Source organism: Brumimicrobium salinarum, from assembly GCF_002844555.1.
Lineage (GTDB): Bacteria > Bacteroidota > Bacteroidia > Flavobacteriales_D > Crocinitomicaceae > Brumimicrobium > Brumimicrobium salinarum.
The window spans coordinates 117,852-136,564 of record NZ_PJNI01000001.1; the positions used below are offsets into that span (position 1 = coordinate 117,852).

Here is an 18,713-nt window from a genome sequence, read left to right on the forward strand (position 1 = left end):
CATCGAAAATAACGAATTTAATTGAGAGATGAGCGTTTTTTTTGAATATCTAGATCCAATTTTTTCATTCTTTCAAAATCTTTCTTTCTCCCACCAGTTGTTCATTCTCAGTAAATACCTTTACAAAATAAATTCCATTTGATAAACTGTTTAAATCAAATGTATGGCGCAAGGATTTACCTGTTTTGGTTGAAATGATTTTTCCACCAATATCAACCAATTGCATAATTACACCTGATTCTATTGCAACCTTGTGTTCTTCACTAACAGTTTCTTGATCTAATAAAACCGACACTTCTGTTTTGTCGAAAGTGGGGTTCGGCTGTGCTTGTAAATCAATACCGCAGTTTACTAAATTTTCCATCGCTGTACTTTCAGTAAGGTCATTGGGTTGAATGATAAGACCACTACCTGTGCCTTCTCTTTTAATGCGATTACCAGCATCATCATAGGTGTAGGCTACTTCATTTTGAGCGAATAGTGTTCCGCTGAAAAGAATGCAAATTGGAATTATTGATAATTTCATCATTTCTGTTTTTTAAAAGTAAATATTAATTAAGGCCAATGCACCAGTGTTGAAATTAATGCCTCCTGGATTTCCAAAACGGATAGAGTTTTCGTCAGATTTGATGATGTTTGCTTGAACTTCAAGACCCACACTAAAACGATTGGAGAAAAAATACTCTCCACCGAAGTTTATCCCACCTATAAAATCAAAAATATTTTCTGGTTTATCTGGGGTAGGAAGACCTATTGGCTCTTCATTTTTAGTCGGAAAATCCATTATTGTAGCTGCTCTAATACCAAGGTAAGGTCTTAAGGCATTAACTTTTTCATTCAAATAAAAGCGAGGGGCCAAGCCAAACTGTGTTACCCAACCATAATTATCACTAAACTGTGCCCCAATGGAAGGAGCTAGAACTACATTTTCTCCCAACCAAATTGGAATTTGTATTCCTACCGAGGAACTTTGAATGGCTGCACTAATTCCGATTCTTGGAGATTTTTCTTCTGTTTCTTGTGCAAAAGAAAAGGCTGTAAATAAGCCTGCTAAACAAATAAGTGTTAATTTTTTCATTTCAGTTTATTTTAAAATTTTTGCTATTTAATTTTTATTCATTGATGATATTGTCGTATAAAATGTAATCTCCGTAATCAATATAAACCCTAAACACCCCAGGGTCTATGTTTTGAGGTAAATTAAATGCAGCTACGCCTCCAACATTAGTTGGTAAATCACTAAATTCTGGAATAAGCTCCGCTTCAAAGACAACTAGATTTTGATCTGGAACAATTGTATTTGGTAAACTCGAAATGTTTCCAATACTGCCATCAACAACCCCTCTAACTACAGTTATTTTGACTTTGTTTGAGGATTTGTTACCAAAAAAAATAGACAAGAAATTAGTAGGTGAATTTAGATATGAATTTAAAACAAAAGTTTGCTTTCCGCTCTCTGGATTTTCAGAATACTTAACGTTAGGTACACCTATTTTTTGCATTAAAACACCATTGCCGTCTCTAATATTAAACCCTTTTAAAACGGGTGGTTCAGAAAGATAACTCTTGATGGGTTCATCTTTTTTACATGATAAAAATATCAATAGTAGTGTTAATAATAGTGTTGCTTTCATCGTTTATTCTGTAATTATAATCGTTTTTGTTTTCGTGTCCGATCTCAACCCTTTACTTGCTGTGAGGTCAATGATGTGTTCTCCTGCGCTTTCATAAACATGAACAGGATTGTCATCATCACTAATTGACATGTTGCCCAGATTCCAAGAATATTTTTTAGCATCTATTGATAAATTGTTGAAACTAACTTCTTCTCCAGCTTTTGGTTCAAGTGGCGTCCAAGAGAAGTCTGCTTTGGGTTTTGCTGAACAAGCAACTAAAAAAATAATCATGGTATAAAATATAGTTGTTCGTAAACTATTTATTCTTTTGCTTTTTTTCATGGGTAAATAATTCAGATCTACTTTTAGTTTATTATTTAATCTAGTTATTTCAAGTCGTCATTATTGATTATTACAGTACATTTAACTTTTTTCTTATCATTTTCGATTAACCAATTATCTTCGTTTTTAAAATTTTTTACTGCTGTTTTAGTCGAATCAATTGTGATAACTTTTAAAGAGTCAAACTCTCTAGAACAACAATCGAAATGCTTTGCTTTGCCCCATTTACTTTTACTGTAAAGTGTAACCTTTTGACCGATATCCATAGTAAACGATGTGTCTTTATTTTGATCATGAAGAGCCTTAAATTCAACGACAACCTTTTCAGATGTATTGTTAAATACTTCTATACTCAAATCCAATATTGGGTCACATGATGTTAAAAGAAACAGACCCATAGTAACTATTAGGAAATGACATTTTTTTGCTTTGAAATTCATATGATTATTTTATTGATTGTTGTACAATTACTCTGAACAGGAACAATTCCAGTTAATTCAATTTCAATATTGACTGAATAATTTTGTGCTGAAGATGAATTTACAGAAGATGAATAAGTTGTTGTTTGACCTAAGACAGTTAAACTAAATCCTAGAATAGCGAAAATGCAGATTGTAATTAATTTCATTTTATAGTAGGTGGAATCTGTAATTAAATTGGTTTATTCTAGTTAGATTTTAAAAAAGTCGCAGAACCCTTTAACAAATTTTTTAAATCTCATCAAATATATTAATGTGATTTTAAATTCAAAAGAATCGGATAAATTTTAACATATTATGTTTTTAACTTGATGTTGCTTTATTAAATATCATTCTCAATTAATTCCAGTAATTTTACACCACACAATGAGAGCACTCCAATATCTAATATACAGCAACATCCTAGTCAGCTTTTCAGCTGGGCTGCTTGCATATTCTTGCGCCATTCAATTGGGTAATCCGCATGATATTGGAATTGGAATTACGGTATTTTTTGCCACGCTTTTCATTTATAATATTCAACGTATTTTAAGGTTGGGAGAAATCAAAGTTAAATCTTCAGATCGCCATCATTGGTTAGAAAATCATACCGTTTTTATAAAAATCCTTGCTGGAATCGGAATTATTGGTTCTGTACTCACTTATTTTTTGGTTTTGGGATGGAATATCGATTTTTGGTTCTTGGCTTTTAGTGCGATCATCGGTGTGCTTTATGCTATGAAAATCCATCCAAAGTCAATGGCGTTACGCGATATTCCTTATGCTAAGATTTATTTAATCGCTGCACAATGGGCGCTTGTTTCTGTGTATTGGCCTTATATGAGAATAGCGGATACAACAGATTTTCCTGTTGGTTTAGGACTCTCCATTTTCTTCTTTATTCTCGCTGCCACAGTTCCATTTGACATTCGAGACTTGGTTTACGACGGAAAACAGAAATCAACAATTCCACAAATCTTTGGGGTGAAAGGTGCGAAGATTATTGCACTTGTTTTTGCAGGATTAAGTGCGATGAGTTTGTATCTTTTCTTTCCAGAGGTTGTTCATTTATGGGTGTTTTATGGCTGTTATTTGGTTCTAGGAATGCTAATAGTTGGCAGTCGAACCAACCGACATGAAATGTACTATTCTGGAATTATTGATGGGTGGATAATTGCTTATGGATTGTTGATTTATTTCTTATAATGGTGCTATTTTTAGATTGATTTTGGCATCGTACGGTTCTCGATACACCTTCACTGCGTTGCGGCACTCGAACTGACGTACGATTAGACCTTTACTGCGTATGATGTTTAAATTGAGGTGCGAGTATGTTTTCATTACAGTACAGTACTAAAAGCATAACGCTAACTTCTTGGAACATTGTTTTGACAAAATCAACATTATTCTTTTATCACCGTCAAATATCCATAAATTGCTAAATGATCTGAATATCCTCCATAATAATTCGGGCCACCATAAGTTTTGGCAGGTGTTTTTTCTCCATTATCAAAGAAATGCATAAATTGATCATCATCTACTAAAAATGCGCGACTTTCTTTGATATGTAATCCTTTTTGCGGTGCAACTAAACTAGGTGAAACAATGAATTGGTCAAGCATTCCCCATTCACCACGGTAATTATAAGTTCCTAAACCATTCTCGTGCATGGGCAACATCAAATTAACAAAGTTGGTCGCATTAGAAGCTACATCTGCACCTAGCACCTCTCTGATTGAATTATTGGTAGGATAATCATTAAAATCACCCATGATAATAATTTTTGCTTCTTCGTTAGTTTTCCGAATTGAATCAGTTTTATACAACAAAGCTTTCGCAGCATTAATTCTTTTATATTCACTCGCTTTGGCACCACCTCTCCGTGAGGACCAATGGTTAACAAAAACATGTAAATCTAAGCTATCCTTCAATAAACCTTTAACATATAAAATGTCACGGGTTTTGTAATCGGGCTCTGAATCTATAGATAAGTCAATTGCTTCATCGTATTGAACCTTAAACCTTTCATGATCATAAGCTAATGCAACCTCAATCCCTCTAACATCGGGAGCATCGTAATGAACAACCCTGTATTTGGTTTCCGCCAATCGACCTGTTTTCATAAGGTCCAAAACAACAAAACGATTTTCAATTTCTGCCAATCCAATAAAAAGTGGATTATGCTCTGAGGGATGTGTGAGAACGGTAGATAACTTTTCTAATTTATCGTTATACCTTTCCGTATTCCATTTCTTTTCACTGTTTGGAAGGAATGATTCGTCTTTTTTATCCGTTTCATTAATGGTGTCAAATAAATTCTCAACGTTGTAAAACATGAAGGGTCTGCCCTCAAAAGACTTTAAAAGTTCGTGAGGATAGGCTAACTTTTCTGTTTTCGCATTTATTTCACCTTGCTTTTTTTCTCTTTTCTCACCGTTTCCACACGAGGTGAAAAACGCCAATGAAATCAAGGTCAAAATTGTGTATGTTTTAGTTGCTGTCATTTGTTTTCGCCTCCCCCTTTGTTAAAAGTCTACTTCATAATTTTCTTCGAAATTCTTTTTGGAACTCCATCCTTATGTAAATAAACATTAATTGTTTTTAGTTTAAAGTAATTTTCAGAAACATAAAGATATCCTTCAGGATAATTCCCTTTTCCCCAAGAGTTTTTCACCAAGAAATAACGCGTTCCATTAGCTTCCTCATACAACCCTGTAATGTGCATTCCATGATCGTCAGTAGTTGTTTTGTTATCATAACCTTCTTGACGCATTTCTGGAGTAACCGTTATTTCTTTAACAGGTGTTAAAAAAGCATCTGATTCTTTAGTTGCACCAGCATCAGAAAAGTTTTGGTTATCCTTGCCTCTAACTTTAATCGTATTTTCATCTTCAGGCACAATGGCAAGTCCTTTTCGGAAATCGAAACCTTTTTCTGAAACATCAGATGCCCAAGCCACAGTATATCCATTTTCTAAGGCAGAAATAGTTGCGTCCAACAATTCATCCATAGTAACATTATAACTTTTACCCCAAGCCCAATTGTCTTGAATCATTAATTGAACTTCTTCGTGCATTGGCAAATGAGTAAAAGAGGTCAAAGAAACATACTCATCCATGTCTAATTTCGTAGACTCTGCAAAAGAACGTGGTGTGTATTCTTTTCCTTCATAAGTAAATTTTGTAGGATCTTCACCAAAATATGCGTCCAGAATACCATTAAGACCATCCTTCCAATTTTTAGAAAGTTTTGCACTTTTTTTATTCTGCACATAATCAAGAATACCTCCCATATAACCATTTAATCCTTTAAATAATTCTTGATGATTATGCTTTTCTGTTCCATAATTTAAGCCAGTATAAACTTCATTTGGTACCATACCATACCTTTTAAAAACATAAGGTATATCGTGAAAAGCTCCACCTTGAGAAAAATTACTTTTCCCTCCCATTCTGATGTAATTTTCTGCTTTTCCCTCATAAGCCTTCCTAGCAACATACATTTGCGATAAAATCGGAGGGTTTTCAACTCCTTTTCGAATCATCTCTGACTCAAAGAAAGACAAAGCCGAAAAGCTCCAGCACGTTCCAGTATAACCTTGAGAAAGAACTGGGGTTGCGTCGTGTCTTGCGATTTCTGTAAATTGGTATTCAGAACCAGGAGCATTTGTGATTTTTTGCCCATGAGCAATTAATCCCACAGAAAAAGCTGTAAGCAACACTAATATTTTTTTCATGATTTTAATAATTTTAAAATTTTTATTTTTTAAGAACCCAAGAAGAGAAGTCTTTCTCCATCAATCGGTTACGCAACTCTTGCATTTGAGATGAACTTGATGCATCACCTGCAGAAACGCGATGTAAACCTCCTTTAACATCCACTTCGTAAGCATCAAATCCTTGTGCTTTTAGGGATTCAATGATTTCATTTGCATTAGTAGGATTACTGAAACAACCAACTATTGCATGGAATTGATTTCTTTTAAGAGTCGATTCTTTTCGGTTAGACTTTACTTTTTCAACATCTTTTGCGTCTGCTTTTTTTCGCCTTACGTTGATATAAAAATCATCATCTATCGGAAATGAAAAAACAGGTGTTGATGAGCTTAAATTTTCAGTAATCGTTTGAAAAGAATCTTGTGTCTGAATTGAGTCTATCCCTAAAGGAGTTGGATTCACTTCAGGAATATAACGTTCTTCAGCTGAAGTTTCAAATGGATTAAAATCAGTTGTATAAACAACACCTGATTGAAGCACGTCGGTTTTCATAGGAATCCAATAACTGTAAAAAAGAACAGGCACTAGAGCTGCAACAGCAGTATATTTTATAACCTTGCTAATTATTTTTCGCGTTGTAATTCCATTTGAGGAAGGATGAACGACTTCTTTTCCTGCAGGTATTGGAGCAACACCTTTTGATTCTGTTTTTTCAGCTTTTGGAAGAGGTGAAACCGTTTTTGTAACTGGCTTTTGCACTTCCCGTGTTGGAGCTTCTTCTGTAGCAGGCACTGTTTCAACAGATTCTACTACTTTTTTATCAGCATCATTTTCAGTCTCCTCAGCAACAAACTGAACCATTCCCATTCCGTAAGACGAAAGTAAGAGATTGAAAAAACGATCTTGTTCAAATGCAATTTTACCTGCATTATTAATATAGAGAAATCCTACATTATTGAATGAAACACGCTTTCCTGCATTGAGGTGCTCCTTCACTTTTTGTACTTCAACTCCGATTATTTTATTTGCTTCATCATAAGAAATAGACTGGCTATTAGCTAAATGATGGACTAATAATCCGTCATTATTGGTGAGGTTTTTATTGAAGTTTATTGCTTTTTTAGGCGGAGTAACCAACCCTTTTTCTATGTCGACATGTGCAGACACACTATTTGCAATAAATCCACCCAATGAAGGGATTACTACGCAATTATTGCGTAATAGTAATGTCCCGAGTATAGTATCCAAATGAGTCATATAAACAAAGATACGTATTTTAATATTTAAAGTTTCGGATAAGACCGTTAAAATTAACAGAAAAAAACAGTCTCCTGTTAATCAACTATGAATCTGATGCTTCACACCTTTAACTGCTTCAAAACAGCATCAACATCTTCAGGAGTATCAATATTAGGAGTTTCAATTTGGGTTTCCATCACACGAATTTTATAACCGTAAAACATCCATCTTAACTGCTCTAAACTTTCTGTTTTCTCCAATTTTGTTGGCGTTAATTTTACCAATTCCTTAAGCACAACAGATCTAAAACCGTACAAACCTATGTGCTTTAAAAAAGGATATTCTTCTGTATTTCTTTGATATGGAATTGCACTTCTAGAAAAATAAAGCGCATCAGACTGTTGGTCTAACACAATTTTTATCCGATTAGGATCTTGGATGTCACTTTCATTAATCTTTGGGGAACCCAATGTTGCAATTTGCACGTTTGGATCATCAAAAGCTTCAATCAAAACACGTAATTGTTCGACATTAACTAAAGGCTCGTCTCCTTGAATATTTACAACGATATCATATTCATCATATTCCTGAAGAACCTCTCCACAGCGATCTGTTCCACTGTCATGCGACTCATCGGTTAAAATAGCTTTTCCGTCAAAAGAGGCTACATGATTCGCAATACGATCATCATCGGTTGCAACAACCACCTCTTCAAAAAGACCAGATTGCATTACACCTTCCCAAACCCTTTGAACCATACTTTTTCCAGCTAAGTCAATCATTGGCTTGCCTGGAAAACGTGTTGAGGCATAACGAGCGGGGATAATGGCGAGTTTTTTCATCATAACATTTTCTATATGTGAAGTGAATATTCAAAAAGTATTAAGTTCAATATTAGAAAAAAACTTGAACATAAGTTTCGTTTTAAGATTAAAAAACTTAACTTAGAATTACCTAAATTAAAAAAATACAATTTTGAAAAACAACCATCTTAATCACCAAGTGGCATTAACCCGAATGAATGGCATTGGTTCTAAAAATGCCAAAATGTTAATCGCTTATTTGGGCTGTGAATCACGAGTTTTTGACAAAAACCTACGGCTTCAGACAGATATTCCTGGATTTGGCAAAGAACGCTATCGTGCGCTTGATAGGGAAAAAGCTTTACGAGAAGCTGCTCCAATTGTTGAGTTTGTCGAAAAAAACAATATAAATACAACTTTCTTTACGGAGAAAAGCTATCCTAGAAGATTAAAAGAATGCGCAGATAGTCCAATTCTACTGTATCACAAAGGAAATATTGATTTTAATGCTAAAAAGACAATTGCCATTGTAGGAACGCGCAACATGACAAGTTATGGAAAACAATTAATAAATGAATTAATTGCTAGTATTTCGCCTTACAATGTGCAAGTAATTTCTGGACTTGCTCTGGGCGTAGACGGATATACACACAAAAAATGTTTAGAACATGGTGTTCCAACAATTGGCGTTTTAGGACATGGACTAGACAGAATATACCCAAACTTACATCAGAAATTAGCAAAAAAATGCTAACGACAGATGGCTGTGGCCTCATTACCGAATTTCCTCACAATACGAAACCCGATCGAGAAAACTTCCCGCAACGCAATCGCATTGTAGCAGGAATGACAGATGCAACCATTGTTATTGAAAGTGGTGAAAAAGGAGGTTCTTTAATTACTGCCCATCTAGCCAATGACTACAGCAGAGATGTTTTTGCTTTTCCTGGGAATATTGACCGACCATTTTCGAAAGGTTGTAATCATTTGATTTCAAATAATAAAGCGCATTTAATCACCAGTGGAAAAGATTTAGTTCGTTTAATGGAATGGGAAAAAGAATCCAATGAGAAAAGTGTTCAAACCAATTTGTTTGAAGGGCTTGAGGGAGATGAGAAAACAATCGTTAAAACAATCAAAGAATTTGAAAAAATTTCTTTAGATGTACTTTCAGTTCGTATGAAAAAACCAGTTCACTTACTAAGTAGTTTACTACTCGGATTAGAATTAAAAGGCGTTGTTATGAGTTTACCAGGGAAAAAATATGCCTTGAGTAGACTTTAAATGCAAAAAAGCAATAAGAATTCTTATTGCTTTTTTGTGTTCATCAAATAACTAACAATTATAAACGAGCTTTAGCTATTAAGCAAACTCTTTATATGCTTGTTGTAAATTTTCAGAAATCATTTCTGCCGTAACACCCTCAATGTGGTGACGTTCTAAGAAATGAACAAGTTTACCATTTTTAAAAACAGCAATACATGGAGACGATGGTGGATAAGGCAAAAAATAATTTCTTGCTTGTTGTGTTGCTTCGCTATCTACACCAGCAAAAACAGTGGCCATTGCATCTGGTTTAATCTCTGAATTTTTTAAAGAGTCTTTTACACCCGGACGCATATTTCCAGCTGCACAACCGCATACGCTGTTTACAACCATTAATAAAGTTCCTTCTGTATTTTTAACTATATTATCTACTTCTTCAGGGGTTGTTAATTCTTGAAAGCCCACAGAAGTCAAATCTTCTTTCATCGGAGCTACTAATTCTGGAGGATACATAATTTTAAATTTTATGATTCATAATTAAGTACAAAGGTAAGAAGCAAAAATGGAAAAATTGAACTTTTAAATTTAATTCTTCAGATACTGAACATTATCACTTTTTAAAATGCTTTTTATAAAAACGCTGTATATCAACTTCTTTATCTAACGGAGCTTTACCCATTAAGTATTTAACGAATGCATCTGCGAAATACGGTGCCAACATATACCCCTTTGCACCTAGTCCATTAAAAATAAACAAGTCTTTATATTGAGGATGTTCTCCAAGCATAGGTCGTCGGTCGGCAGCTGTTGGTCTGATCCCTGCTTCGTGTCCAACAACTTCAATAATGGCTGTGCTTAAACCTTCATAACGCTCAAGTAACGCCTCTCTGGCTCCTTGTGTGGGTTCTGTGCTTTTTGTATCCCAAGCGTAGGTTGATCCGAGTTTAAAATCACCGTTTTTCGTAGGTAAGACAAAGCATTTACGATTCAGAATTTCATCTTCTCGAAAGTCGCTTGAGTTAATCGTTAACACTTCTCCTTTAGCATTTTTAAAGGGTAAATAGCCAAAGAACGGATTATCTTCTCCTTGAAATCCTTCAGCGAAAACAAGTTGTGTATAAGCTTTAGAATCATAGGTTTTATTCTCCACATCTAGTGCGGAATAATCGAAATTATCATATTGGAGACAATCTTTTTGTATAAAATACCTGTGATTTGCCTCCATAAAGGTTTTAGCATCAATATATCCAGGTGTAGAAATAAAAGCATTTCCAAAGTTGTCTTTTAAATAGTTAGGTGTAGTTTCAGAGCGTTCAATGGGGTTTACAAAATTGGCGTATTGCGGATTATTCAATCTTTCAATCCATAACGCTCTTTCATGTTCAGAAGCAAAAGCTCTACGCAACCGAATTGGAAATAAAAATTTTTCTTCGATTTTTTCTTCAACCTGCGCATAAAATTGATTCAAGAAAGGAATTAACTCATCAGCTTTCCAAGATTTAATCATTCTACGGAAAGTCATTGGATTAATCATTCCCGCAGCAACTTTAGAGCTGTGATTTTGATTGCAATCAATAATTTTAAAGTCAATGTTTTGCTGCTCGAGTGTATGCCCCAAGCAAATACCAGATAGTCCACCACCAACAATAAGTACGCTCAAAATAATAATTTTTTAAAGCTCAGGTTCATCAACTGAAACCAACCTAAGATTGTTGATTTCTCGATCTAATCTTTCCTTGAGTGGAACAATATGCTCCAAATAAAGTGGTTTCACTTCTTCTTTCATAGGTTCTGACTTTGGGAATTTTTCGGCCCTGTGATTAATTTGTCGACCATTTTTCCAAAAACGGTAACAAACGTGAGGTCCAGTAGCTGCACCTGTAGAACCCACATATCCAATCACATCACCTTGAGCAACACGCACACCGGGACGAATACCGTCTGCTATTTTACTCATGTGCAGATATTGTGTGTCGTATGTTTTATTATGTCTTATTTTCACATAAATTCCATTACCTCGACTTCGTGAGGCCTTAGAAATCGTTCCGTCTGCCGTAGCCAAGATTGGCGTTCCTGTTGGCGCCGCATAATCAGTTCCTAAATGGGGACGTCTTGTTTTGTAAATGGGATGCAAACGATTCATATTAAACGCTGAACTAATTCTAGAGAACTTCAATGGAGACATCAAAAACGGTCGTTTCATGTCATTTCCTAGTTCATCATAAAATCCAGAAACCTCACCAGTAGAATCGGTATAATTAAAAGCGTAAAGCCCTGTATTGGCATGTTCAAACCAAACATATTTTATTTTATCAACGGAGTAAGGCTGACCATCAATGCTTTTCTCATCATAGACAACAACAAATTTATCTCCAACTTGCAATTTAAAGAAATCAACACTCCAGGCATATACACCTTCTATGGCATCAGTTAAAGACGCTGCCATTCTGTAAGTTTCAAAGTTTTTACCCATCTCAGCAGAAAGGTTAGAATTTTTTTCAATAACTCCGCTCACCATTTTTTCTGTCGTTTCAATAGGTCGATATTCCTTTCGTATATCTACAGAATCGCTATTAAAATCAAATGATATATAAGAAAAGGCATCAGGTTGATAAATTAAGTGAGAAGGAATGTTGCTTGTATCACTTTTTGCTCGAAAAGTCATAAATGGTTTCCCTGCTAAAATATATTTCAATCCGATCAAACTATCCTTCATGCGTTCGGCAGTAGAATTAATTGTGTATTGATTAACTTCAAAAGCTGCGAATAGATCATTCCATGTCCACCCTTTTTGCACCGTATCATATTTGACCTCGTAATCCTCTAAATCGAAACCAAAAAACAATTCTTTTTCTACCACAACAGAATCTTTTACGGCTAAGGGTTCTGCTTCTACTTTTTTAGACTGACTGCAGCTGGAAAATATTATTGAAATTAAAATAAAAAATATAAATGCGTATACGTATCTCATAATGAGTTCTTTCTAAATATGGCGATCAACTTACATTTCTTCATTACACTTCACGACGAATTGAAATAAAGGATAAATCCGTCGCAAAATTAATGACTTTATGACTTTTAACGATGGATAATAGATAAAAGTTACAAATATTTTAATTTCAATGGCTTTGAAATATTAACTTTGTGCTTCAAATTTCAAGGCAATGAATATATTACTTTTGGGTTCAGGTGGAAGAGAGCATGCATTGGCATGGAAAATATCAAGGAGCAGTTCTTTAGAAGCCTTGTATATAGCACCAGGAAATGCAGGCACAAAACAGTTTGGCAAAAACATATCGATTGACCCAACTGACTTTGAAGCAGTGAAGAAAGAAGTAATCGACAATAAAATCAATATGGTGGTTGTAGGTCCTGAAGCACCACTTGTTAATGGAATAGCTGATTTTTTTGCTGAAGATGAACAACTCAAAAACGTTGCGGTTATAGGTCCCAACAAAGAAGCAGCGCAATTAGAGGGCAGTAAAGATTTCGCCAAAGCGTTTATGAATAAACACAATATTCCGACTGCGAAACATAAAACATTTACTAAAGCTACCATAAAGGAGGGTTTTGCTTTTTTAGACACTTTAAAACCACCTTATGTTTTAAAAGCAGATGGTTTAGCAGCTGGCAAAGGAGTTTTAATCTTATCAGATTTACATGAAGCCAAAAAAGAATTTTCTTCGATGCTTTTAGACAATAAATTTGGAGGTGCTGGTGCTCAGGTAGTTATTGAAGAATTCTTAAAAGGTGTAGAAATGTCAACTTTTGTAATTACAGATGGAGATGGATTTAAGGTTTTACCCGAAGCAAAAGACTACAAGCGCATTGGCGAAAAGGACACGGGATTAAACACTGGCGGAATGGGTGCTGTGTCTCCTGTTCCATTTGCAGAGGGTAAATTTTCGGACAAAGTTTACAATCAAATCATTGTTCCCACAATCAAAGGATTAAAAGCTGACAAAATAAAATACAAAGGATTCATTTTCATAGGAATAATTAACGTTAACGGTGAACCATACGTAATTGAGTACAATTGTCGTTTAGGTGATCCAGAAACGGAAGTTATTTTACCAAGATTGAGATCCGATTTAATTGATCTTTTTGAAGGAGTTGCAACCAACACATTATCAGAACGTGATGTTGAATTTGATCCAAGATCAGCGGCAACGGTTATGATGGTTTCAGGCGGATATCCTGAAAAGTATGAGAAAGGTAAAACGATCTATGGCTTAAATGCAGCAACCGAAAGCCTTATCTTTCATGCAGGAACAGCCTCCGATGGACCAGCAGTAAGAACTGCCGGCGGTCGAGTGCTTGCAGTTACCTCATTTGGAAAAGACATTGAAACCGCAGTTGAAAACACTTATGAAAGTATTTCAAATATTGAATTCGAAAATGCTTATTTTAGAAAAGATATTGGTAAGGATTTATTCAAATCTAATTAATTATTAATATTTTAGAGCTGATTGTATTTTATGGACCCCAATAGTTTAATTATTATTCTTGTTGCATTAGCAGCCTCCGCTTTTTTCTCAGGTATGGAGATTGCTTTTATTAGTGCCAACAAATTAAAAATTGAGCTCGATAATCAAAAAGGAATTCTTTCAGGTAAAATTCTTTCCAACTTCGTTAAACACGACAGTCGTTTTATTGCAACCATGCTTTTGGGAAATAATATTGCGCTTGTTGTTTATGGAATATGGATGGCGCAAATCATGGAGCCTTGGATTATTTCATTCATTGGGAATAACGAAGCATTAATTCTCATCATACAAACTTTGCTCTCTACATTACTCATCTTATTCACTGCTGAGTTCTTACCCAAAGCTACTTTTCAAATTAATCCCAACCGTGTTCTTCAATTTTTATCCTTTCCTCTATTCATCTTATATACCCTACTCTATCCGTTAACCATCTTCACTATGATCATCAGCAACGGTTTATTGCGTATTTTTGGTATGAATACAAAAAATGGCGAAGTTGTATTTTCAAAAATCGATCTAGATGATTATGTCAGAGACTTAAACGACAGAATGGAGGAAGAGGGAGAACTCGACAATGAGATGCAAATCCTTCAAAACGCGATTGGATTTTCAGAGGTAAAAGCGCGAGATTGTATGATTCCACGTACAGATATTGTGGCATTAGACATAGAAGAAACAATTGAAACTTTAAGAACAAGATTCATTGACACCGGATTATCAAAAATATTAATTTATCGAGATACAATAGATAATATAATCGGTTATGTTCATAGCTTTGAGTTATTCAAGAAGCCTACACGAATTAAAGAGATATTGATTCCGATTGCATTTGTTCCTGAAGCTGTTTTGGCCAAGGATTTATTGGAATTATTTGCAAAACAGCATGGAAATATTGCAGTTGTCGTTGATGAATACGGCGGAACATCAGGATTAATCACAATAGAAGATGTTGTAGAAGAGATATTTGGTGACATTGAAGACGAACATGATGTTGATGAATTATTAGAACAACAAATTGATGAGACCACTTATTTATTTTCTGCAAGACAAGATATCGATTACCTCAATGAAGTATATAATCTTGAATTAGAAGAGTCTTCCGAATACGAAACCTTGGGAGGATTAGTTTTACACTACTTAGAGTCAATTCCAGAGGAAGGAACAATTTTAGAATTAGAGAAATACAGCATGCGAATTGAGGCAGTTAGTGATCGAAGAATTGAAATTATTAGACTCAAGACTACTATAAATGATTAAGAATGTGTTTTTATGCTTGCTTATCCTTTCATAATTTGATACATAATATTATATTCGCAACCTTAAATTAAACAAAACAAATGGCTTTAATTGGAAAAATACGTGAAAAATCGTGGCTATTAATTGCAGTAATTGGTATTGCAATGCTAGCATTTATCATTGGTGACTTCAACTCTGGCGGTGGTGGACCACAAGAAGATGTTTACGGAATAGGAACTGTAAATGGTGAAAAAGTAGAAGAAAAAAAGTATGAAGAGTTTCTTAATAACGCAAGAAACAACATCATGCAATCTAAACAACAGCAAAATCCGAACGAACAACCAAAATATACGGAAGAAGACGAGAAAAATGCAAAACGTCAAGCATGGCAAACAATTGTAAATGCCAATTTGATGGACAAAGAATATGAAAGCATTGGACTTGTTGTAGATGAATATGAGGTAGATAATGTATTATATGGCAAGAATGGTTATTCTCCATCGTCTATTTCAATGCAATTTAAAGATTCTGTAACAGGAGAATTTGCACCAGACCAATTAGAAACTGCACTTTCTAACTTAATGAACTCTGATCGTCCGCAAGACATTCAGCAGTACAATGACATTATGGAATACGTACGACAAGTACGTTTAGAGGAAAAATACAATGCATTACTAACTGCTGGGGTTCATTCTACAACACTTGAAGGGAAACATGAGTATGAAGCTAATAAAACAGTTAAAAACGTCACTTATGTTTATCAGAACTTCACAAAAGTTCCCAACGATGCGATTGACGAGCCTACAGAAGAAGAACTGAAAAATTATTTCGAAGCGCATAAGAATGATGAGAAATACAAGCAAAAGGCAAGTAGAAAAATAGCGTACTTCTCAATACCTATTCAACCCAGTGGAGAGGATTCTTTAAAAGCAGTAGACCTTTTAACGAAAATCAAACCGAAGTTTGAATCAGCGAAAAATGATTCAATTTTTGTGATGCGTTTTAGCGACGTTAAACAATATGCTAATGATTCTACAATGATGGCGCGTCCGGTAGGAAGTAATAAACCAGGGCCAAAATATCCAAGAACAATAGCAGAAGAAGTGGAGTCAGCTGAAAAAGGAGACGTGATAGGTCCTTATGTTGCTCAAGATGGTGCTAAACTTTCGAAAGTAATAGGATTTGGAGAAGAAAAAACAGCTACGGTGCGTCATATTTTATTGAACGCTGGAACTCCAGAAGAATTTGATGCAGCTCAAAATAAGGCTGACAGTATTAAGAACGTTATTCTTTCCAAAAACAACTTTGAAGAGATGGTAACAGCGTTTAGTGAAGATCCAGGATCAGTTTCAAATGGTGGTCGATATGAGAAATTCACACCAGGAACAATGGTACCTGAATTTAATGATTTTTCATTTGAACGACCAATTGGCACATTAGGAACGGTAAAAACAAGTTACGGGATTCATATTGTTGAAGTTTTAGAACGTGAAAATACGAAAAGACCAATCCTAGCCAATATTGTAAAAGCAGTTGAAGCAACTAAATCAACGGCTGATCAAGTAAACAGTCAAGCTTCAAATTACATTTATCAAATTGATGATAGTTTACAAAACAAAACACTCAGTGAAAAAGTAGAGGCATTTAATAATTTTGCAGTTGCGGAAGGCTACACTGTTCGTTCTGCTGTTTCATCAGATGAAAATCCAGGCGTTAACGGATTTAATGAAATTGCTGAAGGTCGAATATTGCGTTTGGCTTATCAAGACGATATAGTAGCGGGACAGATTAGTTCTTCTCCAATTCGTGATCAAAATCGTATTATTGTTGCGATGGTTGCAGATGTAATTGAGGATGGTACGCCAAGGTTTGAAACAGTTAAGGATCAAATTCGAGCTGCTGTTAGAAAAGAAAAACAAGCTCAATATTTGATCGATCAAATGCTTGGCAAAGAGGATTTACAAGCGCTATCCAACGAGATGGGGGCTAAATTAGAAACGGAAGGATTAACATTCTCAGCAAGCAATGTTGCTGTAGGAAGGGAACCACAAATAATTGGTACAGCATTTTCTGGATTAGCAGATGGTGAAATGTCCGTTCCTGTGAAAGGATCAAATGGCGTATTTGTTTTACGAGTAGATCAAACAACGCCTGCAGAAGAAACAACTGATTTTTCAGCAGAAAGAGATCAACTTAAAAATCAATACAAATCATCTATACAAAGTCAATTTAGAAATGCTTTGAATAACTCAGCAGACGTGATTGACAATAGAAAACTTAGAAGATACGGGATTAGATAGTCTAATTTATTTTTCATAAAAACCGTTCAGACTTTATATCTGAACGGTTTTTTTATGAAAAATAAATAATTACGAATTGGATAATTATGAATTACGAATTGTTGGCTTAGTTGTAGTTTTTACCGTAAAATTAATACTAGAATTTTAACCTTGTAAGTTCGTATAAACAGAACTAAATCCGAATTATCAATTACGAGCTATAATTCGTAATTGAATAATTCATACTTAATCACTCTCCCACTAAAGAAACTTGCATTAAGCGCTTGATTTCCTCTGTATCTGAATAATTACCCAATAAATGCATAATCTTAGTTATTGCAGCTTCTGTAGTCATATCACCACCACTCACAACACCAATTTCTTTTAAGGCCGTACTATTGGCATATTTTCCTTGAGAAACACTACCAGAAGAACATTGCGTAATGTTAATGACAATTCCTCCTAAGTCAATATAAGACTTTAACATATTATAAAAGTCAGTATTATTGGGCACATTTCCAGCACCAAAAGATTCAATGACGACGGCTTTTACAAGGTTTATGTCAAACATACTTTTGTATACCTTAGTTGAAAAACCAGGAAAAATCTTCATTAAAGCCACCCGGTCATCCATATCGTAGTAAACTTTTAATCCATTTAATTTCGAATGATAAAATGCAGAAGAGTTATACTTTATGTCTACACCTGCAACAGCAAGGTTCAGATAGTTTGGAGATATAAATGCCTCAAATGCGTGTGCAGAGACTTTAGAAGTCCGATTGCCGCGATACAATGAATACTCGAAGTAAATTGCTACCTCTTGTATAACACTCTCGTTATGTTCATCTTTAGAAGCTGCAATTTCTATAGAAGTAATCAGATTTTCTTTTCCATCCGTACGGATTGTACCAATAGGTAACTGAGATCCTGTTAATATTACAGGCTTCTTTAATCCTTGTAGCATGAAACTTAACGCACTTGCCGTAAAAGCCATGGTGTCGGAACCATGTAAAACAACGAATCCATCAAAAGCGTCATAATTCTCTTTGACAACCTCAGCGATATCTTGCCAGATTTCAGGATTCATATCTGAAGAATCTATTGGCATCCCTAATGATACAACCTTTAAATCTGTATTTATTCGAGAAAGTTCTGGAATTTGGTCACTTAAATGATCGAAATCAAAAGCCATTAAAGCTCCAGTTTCAGGGTCTTCAATCATTCCTATTGTTCCTCCTGTATAAATTAATAATACCCTTGATTGTTTCATT

At 34.9% G+C, this 18,713-nt stretch carries 19 protein-coding genes and 1 pseudogene; 6 read left to right on the forward strand and 14 right to left on the reverse strand.

All coding sequences use genetic code 11. The features are described 5' to 3' along the window. Positions 1–64: 64 nt before the first annotated feature. The 6 genes from CW751_RS00585 to CW751_RS00610 are packed head-to-tail and all read right to left on the reverse strand — an operon-like array spanning position 65 to position 2,586. A complete protein-coding gene (locus CW751_RS00585; protein WP_101333013.1) occupies positions 65–529 on the reverse strand; it encodes a T9SS type A sorting domain-containing protein in 465 nt (154 codons plus the stop codon). A 9-nt stretch (positions 530–538) separates the two neighbouring features. Then, a complete protein-coding gene (locus tag CW751_RS00590) occupies positions 539–1,078 on the reverse strand; it encodes a hypothetical protein (RefSeq protein ID WP_101333014.1) in 540 nt (179 codons plus the stop codon). 34 nt (positions 1,079–1,112) lie between these two features. After that, complete coding sequence (locus tag CW751_RS00595) at positions 1,113–1,634, reverse strand: hypothetical protein (protein ID WP_101333015.1); 522 nt, start codon at positions 1,632–1,634, stop codon at positions 1,113–1,115. A 3-nt stretch (positions 1,635–1,637) separates the two neighbouring features. Next, a complete protein-coding gene (locus CW751_RS00600; protein ID WP_101333016.1) occupies positions 1,638–1,958 on the reverse strand; it encodes a PKD domain-containing protein in 321 nt (106 codons plus the stop codon). A 44-nt stretch (positions 1,959–2,002) separates the two neighbouring features. Beyond that, complete coding sequence (locus CW751_RS00605) at positions 2,003–2,398, reverse strand: hypothetical protein (RefSeq protein ID WP_101333017.1); 396 nt, start codon at positions 2,396–2,398, stop codon at positions 2,003–2,005. Then, a complete protein-coding gene (locus CW751_RS00610; RefSeq protein ID WP_101333018.1) occupies positions 2,395–2,586 on the reverse strand; it encodes a hypothetical protein in 192 nt (63 codons plus the stop codon). The genes CW751_RS00605 and CW751_RS00610 overlap by 4 nt, the downstream gene beginning before the upstream one ends. A gap of 217 nt (positions 2,587–2,803) precedes the next feature. On the opposite strand from CW751_RS00610, the gene CW751_RS00615 reads away from it, so the two are divergent. After that, positions 2,804–3,622: a UbiA prenyltransferase family protein gene (locus CW751_RS00615; RefSeq protein ID WP_133122086.1), complete on the forward strand. Its 819-nt coding sequence runs from the start codon at positions 2,804–2,806 to the stop codon at positions 3,620–3,622. A gap of 197 nt (positions 3,623–3,819) precedes the next feature. Here the strand turns inward: CW751_RS00615 and CW751_RS00620 are convergent, their stop codons facing one another. From CW751_RS00620 to kdsB, 4 genes are all read right to left on the reverse strand, one after another. Beyond that, entirely contained in the window at positions 3,820–4,920 is a 1,101-nt protein-coding gene (locus tag CW751_RS00620) for an endonuclease/exonuclease/phosphatase family protein (RefSeq protein ID WP_101333020.1), read from the reverse strand. A 29-nt stretch (positions 4,921–4,949) separates the two neighbouring features. Continuing rightward, on the reverse strand, positions 4,950–6,152 hold the full coding sequence (locus tag CW751_RS00625; RefSeq protein ID WP_101333021.1) for a C1 family peptidase: 1,203 nt from the start codon (positions 6,150–6,152) through the stop codon (positions 4,950–4,952). A gap of 22 nt (positions 6,153–6,174) precedes the next feature. After that, the gene (locus tag CW751_RS00630; RefSeq protein WP_165779179.1) at positions 6,175–7,380 is read right to left on the reverse strand and encodes an HU domain-containing protein; all 1,206 of its coding nucleotides are present in this window, start codon (positions 7,378–7,380) and stop codon (positions 6,175–6,177) included. Between the two features lie 110 nt (positions 7,381–7,490). Next, positions 7,491–8,216 carry a 3-deoxy-manno-octulosonate cytidylyltransferase gene (kdsB, locus tag CW751_RS00635; RefSeq protein ID WP_240612509.1) on the reverse strand — a complete coding sequence of 242 codons (726 nt, stop codon included), beginning with the start codon at positions 8,214–8,216 and terminating at the stop codon, positions 7,491–7,493. 202 nt (positions 8,217–8,418) lie between these two features. Here kdsB and dprA point away from each other — a divergent pair. Both dprA and CW751_RS15610 read left to right on the forward strand, forming a co-directional pair. Next, positions 8,419–9,131 (forward strand): annotated as a pseudogene (gene dprA, locus CW751_RS00640) (DNA-processing protein DprA); the annotation flags it as partial. Between the two features lie 87 nt (positions 9,132–9,218). After that, positions 9,219–9,458 (forward strand): DprA-like winged helix domain-containing protein, encoded by a 240-nt coding sequence (locus tag CW751_RS15610; RefSeq protein ID WP_240612523.1) that lies wholly within the window; start codon positions 9,219–9,221, stop codon positions 9,456–9,458. 78 nt (positions 9,459–9,536) lie between these two features. Here CW751_RS15610 and CW751_RS00650 read toward each other — a convergent pair whose 3' ends face one another. From CW751_RS00650 to CW751_RS00660, 3 genes are all read right to left on the reverse strand, one after another. Continuing rightward, entirely contained in the window at positions 9,537–9,953 is a 417-nt protein-coding gene (locus CW751_RS00650) for a BrxA/BrxB family bacilliredoxin (RefSeq protein WP_101333025.1), read from the reverse strand. A gap of 97 nt (positions 9,954–10,050) precedes the next feature. Further along, positions 10,051–11,100, reverse strand: coding sequence for an NAD(P)/FAD-dependent oxidoreductase (locus CW751_RS00655; RefSeq protein ID WP_165779181.1), 1,050 nt, complete (start codon positions 11,098–11,100; stop codon positions 10,051–10,053). 12 nt (positions 11,101–11,112) lie between these two features. Beyond that, positions 11,113–12,411 (reverse strand): peptidoglycan DD-metalloendopeptidase family protein, encoded by a 1,299-nt coding sequence (locus tag CW751_RS00660; RefSeq protein WP_101333027.1) that lies wholly within the window; start codon positions 12,409–12,411, stop codon positions 11,113–11,115. A 193-nt stretch (positions 12,412–12,604) separates the two neighbouring features. Here CW751_RS00660 and purD point away from each other — a divergent pair, with 193 nt between their 5' ends. The 3 genes from purD to CW751_RS00675 all read left to right on the forward strand — a co-directional run bounded on the left by purD (position 12,605) and on the right by CW751_RS00675 (position 17,463). Further along, a complete protein-coding gene (gene purD, locus CW751_RS00665; RefSeq protein WP_101333028.1) occupies positions 12,605–13,888 on the forward strand; it encodes a phosphoribosylamine--glycine ligase in 1,284 nt (427 codons plus the stop codon). A 30-nt stretch (positions 13,889–13,918) separates the two neighbouring features. Continuing rightward, entirely contained in the window at positions 13,919–15,184 is a 1,266-nt protein-coding gene (locus CW751_RS00670) for a hemolysin family protein (RefSeq protein WP_101333029.1), read from the forward strand. Positions 15,185–15,264: 80 nt separating this feature from the next. Further along, positions 15,265–17,463 carry a peptidylprolyl isomerase gene (locus CW751_RS00675; protein WP_101333030.1) on the forward strand — a complete coding sequence of 733 codons (2,199 nt, stop codon included), beginning with the start codon at positions 15,265–15,267 and terminating at the stop codon, positions 17,461–17,463. 229 nt (positions 17,464–17,692) lie between these two features. Here CW751_RS00675 and CW751_RS00680 read toward each other — a convergent pair whose 3' ends face one another. After that, a complete protein-coding gene (locus CW751_RS00680) occupies positions 17,693–18,712 on the reverse strand; it encodes an asparaginase (RefSeq protein ID WP_101333031.1) in 1,020 nt (339 codons plus the stop codon). Position 18,713 lies beyond the last annotated feature (1 nt).